Origin of the sequence: Donghicola mangrovi, from assembly GCF_013377535.1 — a bacterium.
Lineage (GTDB): Bacteria > Pseudomonadota > Alphaproteobacteria > Rhodobacterales > Rhodobacteraceae > Donghicola > Donghicola mangrovi.
Map to the genome: position 1 here is coordinate 31,077 of NZ_JABCJE010000003.1, position 18,632 is coordinate 49,708.

An 18,632-nucleotide genomic window follows, 5' to 3' on the forward strand; every position below is an offset into this window, starting at 1 on the left:
GCCCCGACCAACTGAAACGAACGATCGCACACTAATCTAAGAGAGCACACGCCGCTCGACTGCCCGTGCAGTTCGAGACCGGATACATTGTGCCAGCAGGAAAGACCGAATGAAGACGTTACTTGAACATCGCGGCATTTGGATGAACGCAGCACAGCCCTCTAGTGTGACCCGCTGGGAAACGGGCTACGTGAAAAGCGGTGCCATCAAGACGCTGGAGTTCGTCGACGGTGACGCTGTCCACTCCGCTGACATGGCTTCCAACCGAAGCCATCACGGCCAGACATGTAGAGCATACGTCCACCACATGACTGGCTCGTATGGGGGCGCTCCATTGCTTCGCGTGCGCTGGTGCCCAAGGCGAGTGGAACGTTTTCGTCGCTTGCCGCGGGAAATCTTGATGCAGTATTGCGTCGCGATGGAACCGAGCTCCTTGTCAGAACCAGAATTGCTCCGATGGTACTGGATGTCGCTGTACGTGCGGCTGCCGGATGCCGGTATCGCGGTGACCTTCCCTTCAGAAGATGCGGCTCGCGAGCGACTTTTGAACGTTCGTTGGCCAAATGGCATCGTTTGCCCGGTTTGCGAGGGTGACAGGGTAGGGCAGAAGACGGCACGAGACATCTACAAGTGCAACAGCTGTGGCTATCAGACGTCAGTGACGTCAGGCACAGCCCTGAACTCCACCAACATACCGATCCTGCTTTGGCTGCTGGCCGCCGAGGAATACGTCATCCGGCAGGCCACTGGCCGCAAGAACATGCTGACGAACGCACGGTTCATGAAATTCCTCGGTACACGGTCAAACGACACCGCCGTACGAGTGAAGCGCAAGCTCAAGGCTGATCTGGAACCGGGTGGTGTCGGGATGCTGCTGGCTTGCATCTGTCCGCCTGACGACGAGGCACAGCTCGTTGAAGCACCGCTCCGAAGCGATTTCGATGCCCTTACCGCGGACGTCTTGCAGCGCAATCTTACCCGCTCTCGACGTTGAGAATTCCGGACAATTTTCCGAATTCCAAACGTATCGGGATGAAAATCACCGGCATACCTGAACTTTGAACAAGGCAGGACGAACGCCGACTAGCGGGTCGTTCCTAACGGTAACAAAGCAGGGGAAGGAGCTTTTGCGAGAAGGATAGCTTCCACCGTTATAGGTGTAAGGTATTGAAAATATTTGAGATGATTGGTTGGTCGCGCCGGCTTAGATAAGTGGCGATCACCTCCGGGCTCAAGTTTTCACGCACAGGCTACCACAAAAACGAGACGAACATGGCAGCACCTTTCACATCCTTCACTATCGACGTCGTGCCGGCTCCCGTGATCCCGGCATACGCGATAGAGGCCCTCGAAAAAGGCCCGATGGGTGAGAACCTGTCGGTGAAGCTTGGCTACGAGAACCTCGATAAGCTTCTGCCTTATCGTGGTGTCCGGAAGGTCGTTCATCGTTCGAACTTTGCGAAGACGGGAGAATTGGTGGCGCGGGTCGAGGCCGATGACAATCTCCCGCGCATTTTTGGCGTGGAGTCCTCTCTTGAACGTGCCACTGCCGTCGCTGCATTGATCAATCCGAATACATTCGACCTGCACGGTCAGCCCCGCAAGGTTCACTTCCAGAAGGAGGTCGACGGGAAAAAGTCGAACACGCTGGACTTCCTCGTGACTTTGAAGACCGGCGAGAAAACGTACCTCTACGTGAAGAACGACGACGCCCTGAGTCGTGAAGAAACAGCGTTCATCACCCAACAGATCAAGCTGGGTCTTCCTGCCGGATGTGGGTTTGCGACAATTTCTGAGGCGTCGTTTCACCCGCAGGTGCGTGGCAACAACGAGCGGATTTTTCTGGCCAAGCGCTTTCCTGACCCGGCTGCTGACAGCCGTCTCGCGGAGGTCCTGGTCGATATTATCGATGTGCCAGAATTTTCGATCGAGGAGCTGGTCGTGCGCGGCGTTGGTGCCAAAGCAGCCAAGACGGAGATGGGTCGTGTCTTCGATGCTGTCCTGCGAGGCATCGCGGACGGAATCCTGAAGACGGACAAGACCCGGCTCATTGATTATCCGACACGGGTCAGAAGGGCGTTATGAGCGTTCTCGAGAAAATTCATTTCCCGAATGGAACTCTGCTTGAGTTCGATGGTCATGCTGTCGTCGTGACTGGGTTCTGCCATGACGGGATCGTCGTCAGGAATGAGATTCAGGACGGCCCCACGCAGAATTTTGTGATTGAGCATGCGGAGCTCCAGAAAATCCTGGCCCGCGTGGATTTCACTGCTGACTACAACTATGCCCGCGACACGGCCGAGGAAGCGAAGCTTGCCGCCGCGGCGAAGCTTGCGGTCAAGGCCTGGGCTGATGCATCGCAAAAGGAGCGCGAGGAGGCCTTGATGAAAGAGGCCTGGGCGCTGGCTTGCCAGAAGATCATTCCCGGCGGACGATACACTTGGTCAGCCGTCGAACGGCATTATGACAAGATTGAGAAGGAAGCCACCAAGCGGCAGAGGTGCTTGCACTTCGGTTGGGATAAGAAGGGAGCATTCAAGGCCAAGACCTGGAGCCCCAAGAGGATCAGCCAGTTCTGCCAGAAATATTTCCGCCAACTACGACCAACGGCCGAGGTTCTTCTGAACCAGAAGAACTCTGGCAACACGAAACCCGGGCACATGACGTCCCAAGCATGCGAATTGCTCACGGCAGTTTGCAAGAAGTACCGATCGACCTCGCAGCCGTCGAAGGCTTCCATCGTCACGGAGGTGAAAAAGGCCTTCGACGCAGCGTCGGCTGCACTAGTTGCGAAGGGGATGGAGCCGCTTAGGCTGCCGCACAGGAATACCGTTTATCGTCGGCTGGAGCGCATTCCGCTGTACGAGAAGATCCTCGGACGTGAAGGCCTGCAGGAAGCGCAGAAGCTCCTGTCGCCGACTGAGCATGGAATGCGCGTTCTCAAACCGGGCGAGCTGATCGAACTGGATTTCCAGCACGTCGATGTGTTCACCCTGCGTGAGAAGAGCGAGTTCTGGGGGCTGCTGGCGCCGGACCTTCAGGAAAAGCTGGAGGATCAAGAGCGCACGAAGCCCAAGAAGAAACAAGTGCAGCGCCTTTGGGTCTGCGCAGCCATCGATGTTGCTACACGCATGATCCTCGGTGTCGGTGTGGCCGAGACAGCGAATGTCCGCACGGTGATTGAAGTGTTGGACATGGTTACGCGCAGCAAGGCGGAGCTCAGCCGCTTGGCGGGATGTGTCGCCACCTGGTTCCATGCGACGGGCCTCGGCACGATCGTGGTCGATACCGGCAACGAGTTTTTCAACGAGGAGATCCAGGCGGTGATCCTTTCGATGGGTGGGGCGTACATCTACGGCCGGACCGGTGTGCCTATGGACAAGCCGTACATCGAGAGATTTTTCGGGACCTTGCGAACCATGTTCTCGGACAAATTGCCCGGCAAGACTGGGTACTCGCCCGAATGCTTGGTTGCCTACGACAGGGAAGGCTGGGCGTGCTTTGATGCGAACGTGTTTCGCCAGCTTCTGTACCAGTTCATCGTCGACTACTATCCACTTCAGGAGCACGCTGGCCTGCATCGGAAGCGGCCCATCGACCAATGGAAGGAGGCTCAGAAGTACGGCGCCATTGCGCCGCCTTCTGTGCGTGTCAGGCGGGCCGCGACTGGCCTAAAGCTGAAGCGGAAGCTGACGAAGGAAGGCATTCATATCCTCGGCGTTCCTTTTGGTGACATGACGCAGTTCCCGAAGGAAATCTGGGGGGAGAACGTGGCTCTCGAGATCCGTCTCGATCCGACGGACTTCCGGGAGGTCACCGCTTTCTACAAAGGCAAGCACTACTACCTGGAGAACAAGCGCCCTGATCTGGCGCATCACTCGGTGCGGACTTTGATGGCCGCCCTTCACGAAATGCGGGCCACGCGCCCAAGCGATCTGGAATTCTATGAATACGCTTTGGCGAAATATTCCAAGGCGATTGACGATAAGATCGAGCACGCTCTTTCCGTCAAGTTCGCAAATGTGTTGGCCAGCCATGGCATGCCGTCCACTGAGCTGAATGAAAAGATCTTAGAGTGGTTCGAGAACAGCTTCGTCATGAACCTCCAGATCAAGGAAAACCCCAAGGAGACGCATTCGGCAGACATGGAAACGCTGCTGTCTGGCGGCACAGGGCGGGGAATTTCAACGCCAGAAATGATCGAGGAAGAAAAGTTGAAATGGGCCGCTGAACAAGAAGGGGAAGGCGGCGACGAGGCGCAGACAGACGCCGATCCTGATATCTCCAACGGCCGCAGCGATACGGAACCGGGAGACGGACAGGAGAGCACATCTGACCGGCCCTCGGGTGGAAAGAAGCCACGAAAACAGAAGGCGCCCCCCGGCAAGAAATCGGGGAGGAAGTTCTCGGGCGCACCAAAAGGAAGAGGCAGTTTCAAATGAAAGATCTGAGCACTATGGACGGCATGTCTCTCGCGATGCGCAAGGCGCGCCTTCGCAACATGTACTTCCACATGTCGAGGGCGGAAGACCTTGATCGCCTCTTCAAGGCTGCGGCGGACGACTACGATTCGGGCGTGCTTACCGGCCAGCTGTTCGAGGCCAGCTGTCTGACGATCGTGGGCGAAAGCAATTCGGGGAAAACCGAGGAGATCCGACATGCGATGTCGCGTCTTCAGGAAAGCTGCCCTACGTTGGAATGCGGCCGGGGCGTTCAAAGCGTGTCGATCTTTCTCGATGGCGAAACGACCTGGAAGTCGTTGGGCATCAAGATTCTGGAGCAGGTTGGCTACCACATGTCGCCCCGCAAGACCGAGCATGAGATCTGGTCGCGCGTGCGTCTGCAGTTGAAAACGCAAGGGTATTGGATCGTTCATATCGACGAATGCCAGCACATGTTCGAAACGCTGGGCGAGAAGGACACGAAGAAGGTTGTGAACTCGATCAAGACCCTGATCAAAAACCCCGACTGGCCCGTTGTTGTTGTCCTGAGCGGCATTCCTGAGTTGCTGCCGAAAGTGAACTTCGATCCTCAGTTGAGGAACCTGACGTCAGCATACCACATGCGGCCGTTGGACCCGCTGTCGGATCACGACCTGAATGAGATCGATACTGCATTCTACCACTACGCCGAGGCACGAGGAGTCGATATCGATGGTATCCGCGACGAGGATACCTACCAGCGCATGTGCTACGCTCACGGCAACCATTTCGGTCTGATCTTCAAGTTCATGGTGGATGTTTTCGCGAACATTGAAGACGAGCAGGGCGCACTCGATATTTTCTGGTTGGCGGATCGGTACGCAGCCAAGACCGGATGCGTGCCAGGCCACAACCCTTTCATCCGCGAAGACTACCAGATGTGCGAAGTCAAAGAGCTTCTGGCTGGCATGATGGACTGACGAACGCCGCACCATATTTAATTTCCTAAGAATGAAGGGCCCTGGCTTGCGAAAGCCAGGGCCCTTCATATGTCTCAAGGTACGCGACCCAAGTAATCTACCGGCTCATGCAAAGCCTTCAGATCCGGTAGCAGGATCATGTGACTCGGACAGCAGATGAGGTGATTGGGCTGAAAAATGTCCAATGATTTCAATGACCCAAAATCTTGGTCCGGAAGTTCGATGGGGTTATTCACAGCTTGATTCACGGAAAGGTTAAAAAGGGCGGTACCAACTGGTGCCGCCCTTTTTTGTTCGTGATCTAGTCGATTACTTGGCATGTGCCGCTTCGACTCTGGCTTCCATGTTTGCCTTTTCCCTTTGGTCAGAAGCCTCAGGGTAATGAGCCGGCCATGGAACGCCGCAGCATCCCGCGTTCCGATAAAGCGTCCCATGTTCTTGACTTATTTTGGGAAAAGGCATCCTTTCCGGATATGACTGATCTCTCCGCCCAATCTCTGGATGACCTCGATCTCGACGAAGCTTCCCGCCCCAAGGCGCCGAAGGTTCCGGCGGCAACGGATATGCACCGCCGCCAAGGACGGCAGCTTACGGCAATCCACCGTCACTATCTGATGGAAATGGCCCAGATCGGCGCAGTACTGGCGCGGATCGAAGCCGGTGACGCCCCGCCAGAGAACCTGAAGCGGATCGTGCTATCGCTCGATATGTCCGAGAATTTTCGCGCGTTCGGATCCCTTTGCGGGCGCGAGTGTCAGGTGCTCAAGTTCCACCATGACATCGAAGGCGCTGACATGTTTCCCCGCATTCAGGCCGCCGGAGGCGGCATGTTTCGCGAGGTCGTCGCCAAGCTGCTGGCCGAGCACGAGGTTGTGCACGAATTGATCATCCGGCTGGATCGTGCCGCCGATACCTTGATCGAAAATCCGAGCGAAGCGAACTTTGGTCAGGCCGCCGCCACCTATAGAAAGCTCGAGGAAGTGGTGCGCTCGCATTTCGGCTACGAAGAAACGGAATTGGTCGAGGCCATCGGATATTACCTCGGTTCAATCTGAGGCGGGCCTACGAGACCTTTACCCCGTTGCTACTGATTGTGCGTGATCTTTGCGGACGCCCATGATCTCAAAAGCCAGTCGGCACTCCATATTGGTGTTGGCGAACAGTTTCTGGAACTTGGTCCACGACAAACCGCTCAGGGCTTAAGTACCGCCCCGCATCGCACGCGCTAAACGGCGGATGCGGATTGCGCGGTTGATCTCTCCTCCGAAGATAAGGACCAGCGCGCCTAGGTACAGGAAGTAGAGCGTCGCGATGATGCCTGCGAGGCCGCCGTAATAGCTCGAGTAGGTGGCGAAGTTTGCCAGATAGAACGAAAAGGCCGCAGTCAGCGTCAGCCATGCGCCCACCGTCACCAAAACTCCGGGATAGATCGACGAAAACCGGGTGCGCCGGGCGGGCAGGAACACATGCGCCAGAAACAGCGAAGACACTAGGATCAGCGCCGCAGCCGGATACCGGAAGAAGCCGACGGTGACAGAGGCCGGATCAAAGCCCGGAAACAGGATGTGCAGCCACGATCCGGCGCGCGGGGCCAGCACCAGTAGATATCCGACCAGCACCAGCACCAGACTGGCGATCACCACCATCAGGGCCATCAGCGGAAACAGCACATACCACGCGCGGGTCTCGCGCACGCCGTAGGCGCGGTTCAGGCCCACGCGCACGCCGTCGACCCCGCCTAGGGCGAACCAGATGGTCAGCAAAATACCGACAGACATGACGCCGCCGCGCTGGACGGTCATCACTTGGCGCACCTCCGACACGATCGGCTCGATCAGGGCGGACGGCACAATGGCGATCAGGAACGAGATCAGATTGTCGGCCATGCTCTGACTGCCGACAAAGGCCGTGAGCGACGACGTAAAGATCAGAAACGGGAAAACCGCCAGCAGCACGCGAAAGGCAACGTTCCCGGCCAGACCGAAGGCATCGTCGCTCCAGAGGCGCAGGCCAGCCTCGCGCAGAATGCCCCAAACCGCACGCCAGCCGGTGCCGTGCAGCAACCCTTCGGGATTGTCGGTGACGATGCCGTGGGTGATGACGGCGTCGCGACCCGCTTCGATCGGCGTGCGTTCAGCCATTCTGCGTTCCTCGTGTTCGCGATGAAATTTAGCTTTTTGCGTTTGGTGGGCCAGACTTATTTCCGAAAAAGTCTGGCGGCTGGGGCTGGTGTGATACGGCGGCACGGGGGGCATCGCCATGCCATCACCGGAAATGCCCAAATACACAGCACATTCCTGCCATTTCATCGGCCCGTCTGAAAAATCCATCTTTGACGCAGCTTAAAGGGCCAAGCCGCTTTGTCCTGCGCTGGGTCCGTCCTCTTCTGGTCAGGCATAATAACAACAAACGAAGAGAACACTGATGACCACGCTGGAAATGGGGCACACCCCCGTTCTGTCCGTGCGCGACCTGACCGTCGCTTTGCCCGGAAAACACGACCGCGCCTATGCCGTACAGGGGATCAATTTCGATCTCATGCAGGGCGAAATCCTTTGTATAATCGGGGAGTCCGGCTCGGGCAAATCCGTGACCGCGAACACGGTGATGGGCCTTTTGCCCGACGTGATGACCATTGAAAAAGGCTCGATTACCTTCAAGGGGCGGCCTCTTTTGGACCTGCCAGAGGCCGAGCTGCGCAAACTGCGGGGCAGGGCCGTGTCGATTATCTTTCAGGACCCGCTTTCGGCCCTGAACCCCTTGATGACGGTCGGCGACCAGATCCGCGAGGTCCTTGATGCCCACAGCATCGGCACCAAAGAGAGCCGTGCCGAAAAGGTTGTCGAGATGCTGACCGAGGTTGGTCTGCCCGATCCGGTGTTGATCCAGCATCAGTATCCCTTCCGTCTGTCCGGCGGGCAGCGGCAGCGGGTGATGATCGCGATGGCTTTGGCGCTGGACCCCGATATCCTGATCGCGGACGAACCCACCACCGCCCTAGACGTGACCACTCAGGCGCAAATCCTTGACCTGATCTCCCGCATCCAGAAGCGCAAAGGCATGAGCGTCATGTTCATCACCCACGATTTCGGTGTCGTGGCCGAGATCGCGGATCGGGTTCTGGTGATGGAAAAGGGGCATCTGGTCGAACAAGGCCTCGCCGCCGAGGTGCTGACCAATCCGCAGCATCCCTACACCCAGAAGCTCATCGCCGCCGTCCCGAAAATGCGCGAAGAGGACCGCACCCGTGACAAGGTCCGCCCCGTCGCGCTCGAGGTGCGGAACCTGCACAAAACCTACCGCACGCGCAGCGGCTTTCTGGGCCGGATGCGAGAGGTCAAGGCCGTCGATGACATCAGCTTTACCCTGCATCGCGGCGAAACCATCGGGATTGTGGGGGAATCCGGTTCGGGGAAATCCTCGATGGGGAAGGTCTTGATGAAACTGATCGCGGCGGACAGCGGTGAAATCCGGTTTCAGGGCAAGAACACCCTCGACATGGACGAAGAGAATTTCCGCCATTTGCGCCCGCGCATCCAGATGATCTTTCAGGATCCCTATGCCTCGTTGAACCCGCGGTTCACGATTGGCCAAGCTCTGACCGTGGGGCCGATCGCCCACAACCTGCTGACCAAACGCGACGCCCGCAAAAAGGCCGAGGACCTGTTGCATCTGGTTGGGCTGGATGCGTCGGCCTTTGACCGCTATCCCCACGAATTCTCGGGCGGGCAGCGCCAGCGTGTCGGCATCGCCCGTGCGCTGATGTTCGACCCTGAAGTGATCGTCGCGGACGAGGCGGTCTCTGCGTTGGACGTGTCCATTCAGGCGCAGGTTCTGGAACTGCTGGATCACATCCGCCGCGAGCGAAAGCTGGCGATGGTCTTTATCACCCACGATCTGCGGGTCGCCAGCCAGATCAGCGACGAAATCATCGTGATGCATCGCGGCAAGATGGTCGAGTATGGCCCACCGAGCCAGATATTCCAGCACCCCGAGCACGAATACACCCGGTCCTTGGTTGCGGCGATTCCGGGGGCGGCTGCGGCCTGACTCGAAACTTTCACCATTCGAACCCCATAGGGGTCGGCCAGTGCCGGCCCCTTTTTCGATCCTGAACCCGGCCTCGGACCCCTAAATCCCACCGTCCACACCACCTTGATGCTTCAAAATCCGGCAGTAGTTGTTTTTCACAATTAAAAAGTTGTGTTTTACAATCTTCTTTGTTGAGCGACGCGCGTTCCCGTCAAATCATGAACTTAAGATGACAGTGAGTTCGACATGAGTGACACGCCTGACAAACCCGATCATGTGACAGAGCCCTTTACCGTGGCGGGCCTGCGGATCGACGTTCTGGACGAGGCTTTCAGCTGGTACATCCGCTCGATCGACACGGTGGTGTCGCGTGATCTGGACCAACGCACCGCCCATCTGGATGTGGCCAAGGGCAAGGGCAAAATCACCACGCTTCTGCTGGTCGATGGCTATCCCGGTATCCGCCCCTCGCAGATCGCCGAGGTGCTGATGCGCGATAGGCCCGCCACCGGTCGCATCATCGATCACCTTGTCAAAGCAGGCGATATCCGCCGCGAGTCAGACGAGGACGACCAGCGCGCCCAATCGCTGTTCATCACCGAAAAGGGCAGCGCGTTGGCCCAAGAGGTGCGCGACATCATCCGCACCCAAGAGAACGATTTCTTTGACTTTATCCCCCCCGAAGACCGTCAGGAATTCATGCGGGTGCTCAAGCGGGCCTACATCAACATGAGGAACAAGCTGAAATGATCTGCAAGGTTGCTCTGATATCAGGGGCCAGCCGGGGCATCGGTGCGGCGACGGCCAAAACCCTGTTCGACGCGGGGTGGGCGGTGTCCTTGGGGATGCGTCATCCGGTGATGCCTGCGTGGGCGCAGGCCGACCCTGACCGGGTGCATCTGTTTGCCTATGACGCGATGGATGCGGGCGCTGCTCAGGACTGGTCGCAGGCCGCGATGGCGCGGTTCGGGCGGATTGACGCGCTGGTTGCAAGCGCCGGGATCATGATCCCCAAAACGCCGATCGAGATTTCCGATGCCGAGATGGCAGAGATGCTGGAGATCAACGTTCAGGCGCCGCGCCGTCTGGCTGCGGCCTGTTGGGACGCGCTCGGGGTGTCGGGGCAGGGACGGATTATCATGCTGGCCTCGCTGTCCGGCAAACGGGTGAAATCGGCGCAGGCGGGATCGTACTCGGTGTCCAAATTCGCGGTCGTCGGGCTGGCCCACGCGCTGCGGCAGGCGGGCTTTGATCAGGGTATCCGCTGCACCGCCGTCTGCCCCGGTTTCGTGGCCACGGACATGGCGATGTCCATCACCGACCGCGCCCCTGCGGCGATGACCCAGCCAGAGGATCTGGCCCGCGTGATCCAGATGCTGATCGACCTGCCGAACGAGGCAAGCGTCGCGGAATTTGCAGTGAATTGCCAACTCGAGGAGCGTTTCTGATGCCCGGCCCGTTTGTAGTCCCCGTTCACGGCGATCTGGACCTGCCGAAAAAGGTTGATGTGGTGGTGATCGGGGGCGGCATCATCGGATGCTCCACCGCGCTTGAACTGGCAGAGCAGGGCCTGAAGGTCGCGCTTTGTGAAAAGGGCGGGATCGGGCATGAACAGTCCAGCCGCAATTGGGGCTGGGTCCGCATCACGCGCCGCGATCCCCGCGAAGTCCCCTTGATGGCCGAGGCGCTGCGCATCTGGCCGACGCTGGCGGAACGCACGGGGCGGGACTTGGGCTATAAACGGTCGGGCATCGCCTTTGCCTGCGGGACGCCCAAGGATTACGCCGAACACGAGCGTTGGCTGGAGCAGCTCAAGGACTACCAGTTCGACAGCCGCATGATGTCCCGCGAGGAATTCGCGGCCATGACGCCGGGGTTCGAACTGCCCATCGAAGGGGCGCTATATACCTCCGCCGACGGGCGGGCCGAGCCGCAAAAAGCAGCCCCCGCCATTGCCGAGGCCGCTCGGGAACGTGGGGCCCATATTCTGACCGAATGCGCGGTGCGCGGGATCGAAACCAAGGGCGGCGCGGTCTGCGGCGTGGTCACTGAGCGCGGCGAGATTGAATGCGAGCAGGTCGTTCTGGCGGGGGGCGCTTGGTCCAGCCTCTTTGCGCGGAATACCGGTCTGCGGTTGCCCCAGCTGAAGGTGAAGAATTCCGTCATCCGCACCAAGCCGCTCGAAGGCGGGCCGGAGCACGCGATCTGGTATGATGGCTTTGCGATCCGCAAGCGGCAGGACGGCGGCTATACCATTGCAGACGGGTTCCGGAACATCGTCGACATCGTGCCCGATAGCTTCCGTTACATGCGCGATTTCATGCCCGCCCTCGGGGTCCAATGGAAGGCGCTGATGCTGAGGTTCGGCGGGCGGTTTTACGACGAGGCGCGGCTGCCGAACAAATGGGCCCTCAACGAGGCCAGCCCCTTTGAATATAACCGCGTCCTTGATCCCAAACCGTCCTTCTCGCTTCAGGACGAGGCGCTGCGCAATCTGCGCAAGGCCTTTCCCGTCTTTGAAAAGGCCGAGATTGCCCAACGATGGGCGGGGGCGATTGACGTGACCCCCGACGCCATTCCCGTGATTTCCGGTGTTGATGACATTCCGGGGTTCTACATTGCGACCGGTTTTTCGGGCCACGGCTTTGGCATTGGCCCCGCCGCCGGACGTCTGACCGCTGATCTGGTGCGTGGTGTCACGCCCTTGGTCGATCCCACGCCCTTCCGCTTCTCCCGTTTCTCCGACGGCTCGAAAATCGAGATCATCAGCGGCTTCTAAACTTCCCCCAACTGGTGCGGCGCCTGCGTGTCCACCTGACAGAGAACGTGTGCCTTGCGCTAGCCTCGATCTCTTCTCCTCCCTCAGCGCGAACAGGGAAATCAAGATGACTGACGAGAAGAAAAATTCCGCACATCTCAGCCGCCGCCAGGCCTTGATGATGATGGGGGCTGCTGGTGCGGCCTTGATGACGCCCATGGCGATTGGCCGCGACAAAGCCTTTGCCGCCAATGCCGATGCGACCGGTCAGCTGGTTCTGGCATTCTCCCAAGAGCCCACCGTGTTCAACCCTCTGATGCCCCACATCGAGGTGGACGAGGGCGTGTATTACGCGGTCTACGACACCCTGTTCGACTTTGATCCCGATGGTGAGTTCTTCCCCATTCTCGCTGCCGAAGTTCCCACCGTTGCCAATGGCGGTATCTCGGCAGACGGTCTGTCGTGGAAGCTGAAACTGAAAGAGGGCGTCACGTGGCACGACGGCACGCCGTTCACCGCCGAGGATGTGAAATTCTCGCTCGAACTGACCGTTGATCCCGATTTCCGCTCGTTCCGCTCGACCGGTTACAAGCTGATGCAGGACATCACCGTTGTCTCGGACACCGAGCTGACCTGGACCATGAGCGAACCCTTCGCCCCCATGGCGGCCATTCTGGCATCAACCTACATCGTGCCCAAGCACGTGTTCGACGGGGCCGCGGACAAGAACGCCACCATCCTGAACACCGCGCCCATCGGCACCGGCCCCTTCAAGTTCAAAAACCGGATGGCAGGCGATCACATCGAGCTGGAAGCGAATGCCGACTATCACATGGACGGCCCGTTCCTGAAGACGCTGATCATCAAATACGTGCCTGACTTAAACGTCATGTACACCCAGTTCAAATCGGGCGACATCGACGTCATCGGCCTGCAGTACATCACCCCTGACCACTTGGCCGAGGCGGAAACGCTGGACGGCAAGGTTGTCAAAGTGGCGGGCACCGCGACCTTTGAGTCCATCGGTCTGAACATGACCCGTCCGCAGTTTCAGGACAAAGCGGTCCGTCAGGCGCTGTACTTGGCGATCGACAAAACCTCGATCATCGACGCGCTCTATTACGGCGTGCCCACCCCGACCGAGACCTACATGCCGCAGCAGTCGTTCTACTATAACGACAGCCTGCCCAAACACGAGTTCAGCATCGACAAGGCGAACGCCATGTTGGACGAGGCGGGCTGGGAAAAAGGCTCGGATGGCATCCGTGTCAAAGACGGCGTGCGCCTGTCCTTCTCGAACTCGACCACTGCGGGGAACCACCTGCGGGAGCAGGCACAGCAGTTCATCCAGCAGACCTTTGCGATGATCGGCGTCGAGATGACGATCAAGAACTTCCCGCCTGCGGTCATGTGGGGCGACTACTGGATGAACTCCGAGTTTGACTCGGTCGTCGTTGGCCTGAACACGCTGGCGGGTGCGGACCCTGACACCTCGGATTACTTCATGTCCACCATGTCGCCCGCATTGGGTGGGTCGGGGCAGAACACCTTTGCCTACCAGAACCCCAAGGTAGACGAGCTGCTGACCAAAGGCGCGCAGAACTTTGTCCCCGAGGAACGCAAGGCGATCTATCAGGAAATGCAGGCCGTCATGCGCGAGGATCTGCCCTTCTTGCCGATGTTCCAATACGCGGTGGTCAAAGGCTGGAAAGACGACGTGACCGGCCCAACCCCCAACGTGAACAACCGGATCGATACATGGAACGTGCGCGATTGGGCGCGCACCTGATCCCACTCTCTTGGTCAGCCGCGTTACGCGGCTGACCTCCCCCAACGTTTACCTACATGAGGGGACATCATGGCCCGCTATCTTCTGTCTCGGCTCGGCCAGAGCCTTATCCTGTTGCTGATTGTGTCCTTTATCGGGTTCGCGGTGCTGACGCTGGCCCCCGGTGGACCCCTGTCGCAATTCGCGCTCAGTCCGGGCATGACACAGGAACAAATCGACAAGATCGCGAGCCAGATGGGCCTCGACCGCCCCGTGGTCGTCCAGTACTTCGACTGGCTCAGTCATCTGGTGATCGGCGACTGGGGCACGTCCTATCGGGACGGCCAGTCGGTGCTGCACGTGATCGGCAGCCACCTGTTCGCGACCCTGCTTTTGATGGGCACCGCGACCGTGATTTCCGTGACCCTTGGCAGCAGCATCGGCATCTACAGCGCCCTGCGCCGTGGCGGAGCGTTCGATTACACCATGACGGTTTTCGCGATGGTCGCCCTGTCGATCCCGACCTTCTGGTTCGGTCTGATCGCCATCTACATCTTTTCCCTGAACCTTGGCTGGCTGCCCGCGGGCAACATGTACACGGTCGGTGACGGCTCGGTTCTGGACTATGTCCGCCACCTGATCATGCCCGCGACCGTTCTGGCGCTGGTCGATGTCGCGATCTGGAGCCGTTACATGCGGACCTCGACCCTGAACGTGGTGAACCAGGACTTCGTCCGCACCGCCAAGGCCAAAGGTCTGACCGGTCGCCGCGTTCTGTTAAAACACATCGTCGGCAACTCGCTGGTCCCGATGATCACGCTGGCTGGTCTGCAACTGCCCATGGTCCTTGGCGGTGCGTTGGTGACCGAGACCGTGTTCACGTGGCCCGGCATGGGGCGGCTGTTCCTCGATAGCCTCGGGTACTCGGATTACCCCGTGGTCATGGGGCTGTTGATGGCTTCGGCTGTTCTGGTTCTGGTCGGCAACCTGCTGGCTGACATCACCGTTGCGCTCATCGATCCGCGCATCCGCCTTGATTGAGGAACTGCCCATGACAACCCTGTCCACCAATTCCACCGAGCGCAAACCCCTTATCAAGTCCCGCGCCCTGCGCCGGTTCCTGAGCCACAAGCTGGCCCTGATCGGCACCGTCATGGTGCTGACCTTAACGCTAGCCTGTTTCGTCGGCCCCTACCTGCTGCCCTATGACGAGCTTTACATCGACCTGATGTCCCGTTTCGCCCCGCCGGGGACGAACGGCCACATCCTTGGCACCGACCCCTTGGGCCGTGATATTGCCGCGCGCCTGTTTCATGCGGGGCAGATTTCGATGGCGGTCGGGTTTGCGGTGATGATCATCGCGACCTGCATCGGGTCGGTGATCGGCGTGATTTCCGGCTATTACGGGGGCGCTGTGTCCGCGGTTCTGATGCGGGTCGTCGATGCCTTCCTGTCGTTTCCGTCGGTGTTCTTGCTGCTGGCGCTGGCAGCGTTCATCCAGCCCGGCCCTGTGATGATCGCCCTGATCATCTCGGCCACCAGCTGGATGGAAGTCGCCCGCATCGTCGAAGCCGAAGTCAAATCCCTGCGGAACCAGGACTTCGTCCAAGCGGCCCACATGCTAGGTCTGTCGAACCGCTGGATCATGTTCCGCGAGCTGCTGCCCAACGCCATTGGCCCCATCATCGTCGCCGCAACCCTGACAGTGGCCCGCGCGATCCTGCTAGAGGCCTATATCTCGTTCCTTGGCTACGGCATCCAGCCGCCGCTGCCCAGTTGGGGCAACATGCTGAACGGTGCGCAACAGTATCTGGCGAATGCACCTTGGCTGGCCATCGTGCCGGGGGTGGCGATCACCATTGCGGTTGCGGGCTTCAACTTCATCGGGGACGGCCTGCGGGACGCCTTTGACAGCCGCAGCGATTTGGGATGAGCCACGCCATGCGCAAGTTCTCGGAATTCAAGGACACTTTGTGGTACGCGACCGCGCCCGATGCGCCAGAGACAAAGGCGCTGAAGGGTGAGGTCAAAGCTGACGTTTGCATCGTCGGGGCGGGTTATTCCGGCCTGACCACTGCGCTGGAGTTGGCGCGGGCAGGGGTCTCGGTCGTGGTGCTAGAGCGCGAAGAGGTGGGGTTCGGCGGATCGGGCCGGAACGCGGGCCACTGCACGCCGACCTTCACGCACTTCAGCCTGCCGGAATTGCGCAACCACTTGGGCGCGCCCTGGGCCGACCGCCTGATCCAGCGCCAGACCCGCGCGAATGACAAAGTGGCGGCCATGATCGCCCGCTACAACATCGACTGCGAGTGGGAGCAGAACGGCTACGTCCAAGGCGCGCTATTCCCCTCTCACCTGAAAACCCTGCGCGGCCACATGGACAGTTACAACGCCGTCGGGGCCCGCACCCGTCTGCTGGATCGGGAAGAGGCACACGCCATCACCGGATCGCCCCGTTTCTACGGTGGCTGGTTCCACGAAGAGGCGGGCGGGCTGAATGCATTGGCCTATGCCCGTGGGCTGGCCCGCGCCGTGCAGCAAGAGGGTGGGGTGATCTACACCGGCACCTCTGCCCAAAGCTGCGATCGTCAGGGCCAGGCGTGGGTTGTCAAAACGCCAAACGGCTCTGTCCGCGCGGAAAAGGTGATCTATACAACGGGCGCCTATACGGTTGCGGGTTGGCCGAAACTGGATCAGACCTTCAAGATCATGCGGGTGTTCGTGGCGGCCACCCAGCCGATGTCCCCAGAGTCCCAAGCCGTTGTCCTGCCCAAACGGACCACGATCCAGGACGGGCGCGGCGACATCTACGTCTACAAATACAACCGTGAGAACCGGATTGTGGCGTCGATGTTCCCGATGGGTGCCCGTGGCCGCGACCCTGCGCTGACCCGCCAAATCCTGTCGGCGCGGCTAAAGTGGCTGCACCCTGACCTGAAGGAAGAACCGCGCTGGGACTTCTTCTGGTATGGCGAACTGGACATGCAGCGCCGGACGGTTCCGCGGCTCTATGGCCTTGCGCCCGGTGTGGTCGCGATGACGGGGCTGTCGGGGCGGGGTGTGCCAACGGGGTCGATGATCGGCGGCATTCTGGCCGATTGGGCGAAAGGTACGCCCGAAGCCGATCTGGACCTGAAGCTTGAGCCCCTCAGCCAGCAACCCCTTTACATGAGCATCGCGCCGCAGGCCGCACTTCGCGGGTACCGGCTGCGCGACAACTTGCGGGCCAAACTGCAAAATGCACCGCTCCCCCCATTTGCATGAAATAGGAGAACGTCATGCCTGGACCGAAAGTCGAACCGGTCGAGAATAGCCCCGCATTGCCCGAACAGGTCGATGTGGTGATCATCGGCGGAGGCATCGCAGGGGTCTCTGCCGCGCTAGAGCTTGTGGAGCGCGGGATGACAGTCGCCCTGTGCGAAAAGGGCCAGATCGGCGCCGAGCAATCCAGCCGCAATTGGGGTTGGGTGCGTCTAACCCACCGTGACCCCCGCGAAATGCCCCTGATGATCGAGTCCGTGCGCCTGTGGAAATCCATGGACGAACGCACGGGCCAAAAGACCGGCTATGTGCAGTGCGGGGCGACCTATACGGTGACCTCCGACGCGGCCTTGGCCTATGAAAAACGCTCGGCCGAGGAGCTGCAATCCTATCAAATCCCCGCCAAAGTCCTGAGCCCAGAAGAGGTCAAAGAGGCCTTTCCCGACTTTGACTTGGGCATCAAGGGCGCGCTGCACAATCCGCATGATGGCCGTGCGGAACCCCAGTCAGCGGCACCTGCCATTGCGCGCGCGGTCCTGCGCAATGGCGGGACGGTTCACCAGAATTGCGCGGTGCGGACGCTGGAAACGGTGGATGGCAAGGTTTCGGCGGTGGTCACGGAACATGGCCGGATCAAATGCGATGCGGTGCTGGTTGCGGGCGGCGTCTGGTCGCGTCTGTTTCTGGGGAACCTCGGGATCGAGCTGCCGCAGCTCTGGACCAAGGGGAATGTGCAGCGGATAGACCCCGTGCCGGATGGGCCCGAGGGGACGCTCAAACACCCCGAATTTGCGATGCGCAAACGTGCGGACGGGGGCTATACCATCGCTTCTGCCACCCCGAGCCGATATCAACTGACACCTGACAGCTTCCGTTTGTTCTTCAAGTTCCTGCCGACGCTGAAAAACGAATGGCGCAGCCTGAGTTTGGGGATCGGGCCCGCGTTCTTTGAGGCGTTGCGGATGCCGCGCCGCTGGACCGCGCAGGATGTGACCCCGTTCGAGAAGAACCGCATCCTTGATCCGGTGCCGGACACCTCCTTGCTGGACAAGGCTCTGGCCACGCTGAAAGAATTCTATGCCCCCTTCAAGGACGCCAAAATCGCGCAGCGGTGGGCGGGGTATATTGATGTCATGCCGGATGTGATCCCCGTGATCTCGGACACTTCGGGGGTCAAGAACGGCATTCAGGGGCTGTTTGTGGCGACAGGATTTTCAGGACACGGCTTTGGGCTGGGGACGGGGGCAGGGCGGCTGGCGGCGGACTTGATCACCGGCCAAGGTCCATGCGTCGATCCGACCCCCTTTCGCCTGAGCCGTTTTTCCGACGGCTCGAAAATCAGTCCGATGGGGGGCATCCTGCAACGCTGACGCTGCGCAACAAAAAAGGCAGGCCGAAAGACCTGCCTTTTC

The 18,632-nt window shown here is 59.7% G+C and carries 15 protein-coding genes; 14 read left to right on the forward strand and 1 reads right to left on the reverse strand.

The annotated features are described in order from the left end of the window. The first annotated feature begins 109 nt into the window (after positions 1–109). The 5 genes from HJ536_RS08120 (at position 110) to HJ536_RS08140 (ending at position 6,456) form a co-directional block, all read left to right on the forward strand. A complete protein-coding gene (locus tag HJ536_RS08120; protein WP_177157364.1) occupies positions 110–994 on the forward strand; it encodes a transposase in 885 nt (294 codons plus the stop codon). Positions 995–1,272: 278 nt separating this feature from the next. Then, positions 1,273–2,085, forward strand: a complete 813-nt coding sequence (locus HJ536_RS08125) for a hypothetical protein (protein ID WP_177157365.1) — start codon at positions 1,273–1,275, stop codon at positions 2,083–2,085. Next, positions 2,082–4,442: a DDE-type integrase/transposase/recombinase gene (locus HJ536_RS08130; RefSeq protein ID WP_177157366.1), complete on the forward strand. Its 2,361-nt coding sequence runs from the start codon at positions 2,082–2,084 to the stop codon at positions 4,440–4,442. Before HJ536_RS08125 ends, HJ536_RS08130 begins: the two co-directional genes overlap by 4 nt. Further along, positions 4,439–5,401: an ATP-binding protein gene (locus HJ536_RS08135; protein WP_177157367.1), complete on the forward strand. Its 963-nt coding sequence runs from the start codon at positions 4,439–4,441 to the stop codon at positions 5,399–5,401. Before HJ536_RS08130 ends, HJ536_RS08135 begins: the two co-directional genes overlap by 4 nt. A 473-nt stretch (positions 5,402–5,874) precedes the next feature. Then, positions 5,875–6,456 (forward strand): hemerythrin domain-containing protein, encoded by a 582-nt coding sequence (locus tag HJ536_RS08140; protein ID WP_177157368.1) that lies wholly within the window; start codon positions 5,875–5,877, stop codon positions 6,454–6,456. A gap of 144 nt (positions 6,457–6,600) precedes the next feature. Here HJ536_RS08140 and HJ536_RS08145 read toward each other — a convergent pair whose 3' ends face one another. Then, positions 6,601–7,542, reverse strand: coding sequence for a YihY/virulence factor BrkB family protein (locus HJ536_RS08145; protein WP_176853607.1), 942 nt, complete (start codon positions 7,540–7,542; stop codon positions 6,601–6,603). 283 nt (positions 7,543–7,825) lie between these two features. Here HJ536_RS08145 and HJ536_RS08150 point away from each other — a divergent pair, with 283 nt between their 5' ends. The 9 genes from HJ536_RS08150 to HJ536_RS08190 all read left to right on the forward strand — a co-directional run bounded on the left by HJ536_RS08150 (position 7,826) and on the right by HJ536_RS08190 (position 18,590). Then, positions 7,826–9,451, forward strand: coding sequence for an ABC transporter ATP-binding protein (locus HJ536_RS08150; protein ID WP_177157369.1), 1,626 nt, complete (start codon positions 7,826–7,828; stop codon positions 9,449–9,451). 228 nt (positions 9,452–9,679) lie between these two features. After that, the gene (locus tag HJ536_RS08155) at positions 9,680–10,183 is read left to right on the forward strand and encodes a MarR family winged helix-turn-helix transcriptional regulator (protein ID WP_177157370.1); all 504 of its coding nucleotides are present in this window, start codon (positions 9,680–9,682) and stop codon (positions 10,181–10,183) included. Then, complete coding sequence (locus HJ536_RS08160; RefSeq protein ID WP_177157371.1) at positions 10,180–10,881, forward strand: SDR family NAD(P)-dependent oxidoreductase; 702 nt, start codon at positions 10,180–10,182, stop codon at positions 10,879–10,881. The genes HJ536_RS08155 and HJ536_RS08160 overlap by 4 nt, the downstream gene beginning before the upstream one ends. Further along, a complete protein-coding gene (locus HJ536_RS08165) occupies positions 10,881–12,212 on the forward strand; it encodes an NAD(P)/FAD-dependent oxidoreductase (protein WP_177157372.1) in 1,332 nt (443 codons plus the stop codon). Before HJ536_RS08160 ends, HJ536_RS08165 begins: the two co-directional genes overlap by 1 nt. Before the next feature lie 106 nt (positions 12,213–12,318). Continuing rightward, positions 12,319–13,980, forward strand: coding sequence for a peptide ABC transporter substrate-binding protein (locus HJ536_RS08170; protein WP_177157373.1), 1,662 nt, complete (start codon positions 12,319–12,321; stop codon positions 13,978–13,980). Positions 13,981–14,049: 69 nt separating this feature from the next. Then, complete coding sequence (locus tag HJ536_RS08175) at positions 14,050–15,000, forward strand: ABC transporter permease (protein ID WP_177157374.1); 951 nt, start codon at positions 14,050–14,052, stop codon at positions 14,998–15,000. A gap of 10 nt (positions 15,001–15,010) precedes the next feature. After that, positions 15,011–15,892: an ABC transporter permease gene (locus HJ536_RS08180; protein WP_177157375.1), complete on the forward strand. Its 882-nt coding sequence runs from the start codon at positions 15,011–15,013 to the stop codon at positions 15,890–15,892. Then, a complete protein-coding gene (locus tag HJ536_RS08185) occupies positions 15,889–17,223 on the forward strand; it encodes an NAD(P)/FAD-dependent oxidoreductase (protein ID WP_228028677.1) in 1,335 nt (444 codons plus the stop codon). Before HJ536_RS08180 ends, HJ536_RS08185 begins: the two co-directional genes overlap by 4 nt. Before the next feature lie 14 nt (positions 17,224–17,237). Next, a complete protein-coding gene (locus HJ536_RS08190; RefSeq protein WP_177157376.1) occupies positions 17,238–18,590 on the forward strand; it encodes an NAD(P)/FAD-dependent oxidoreductase in 1,353 nt (450 codons plus the stop codon). Positions 18,591–18,632: the final 42 nt, after the last annotated feature.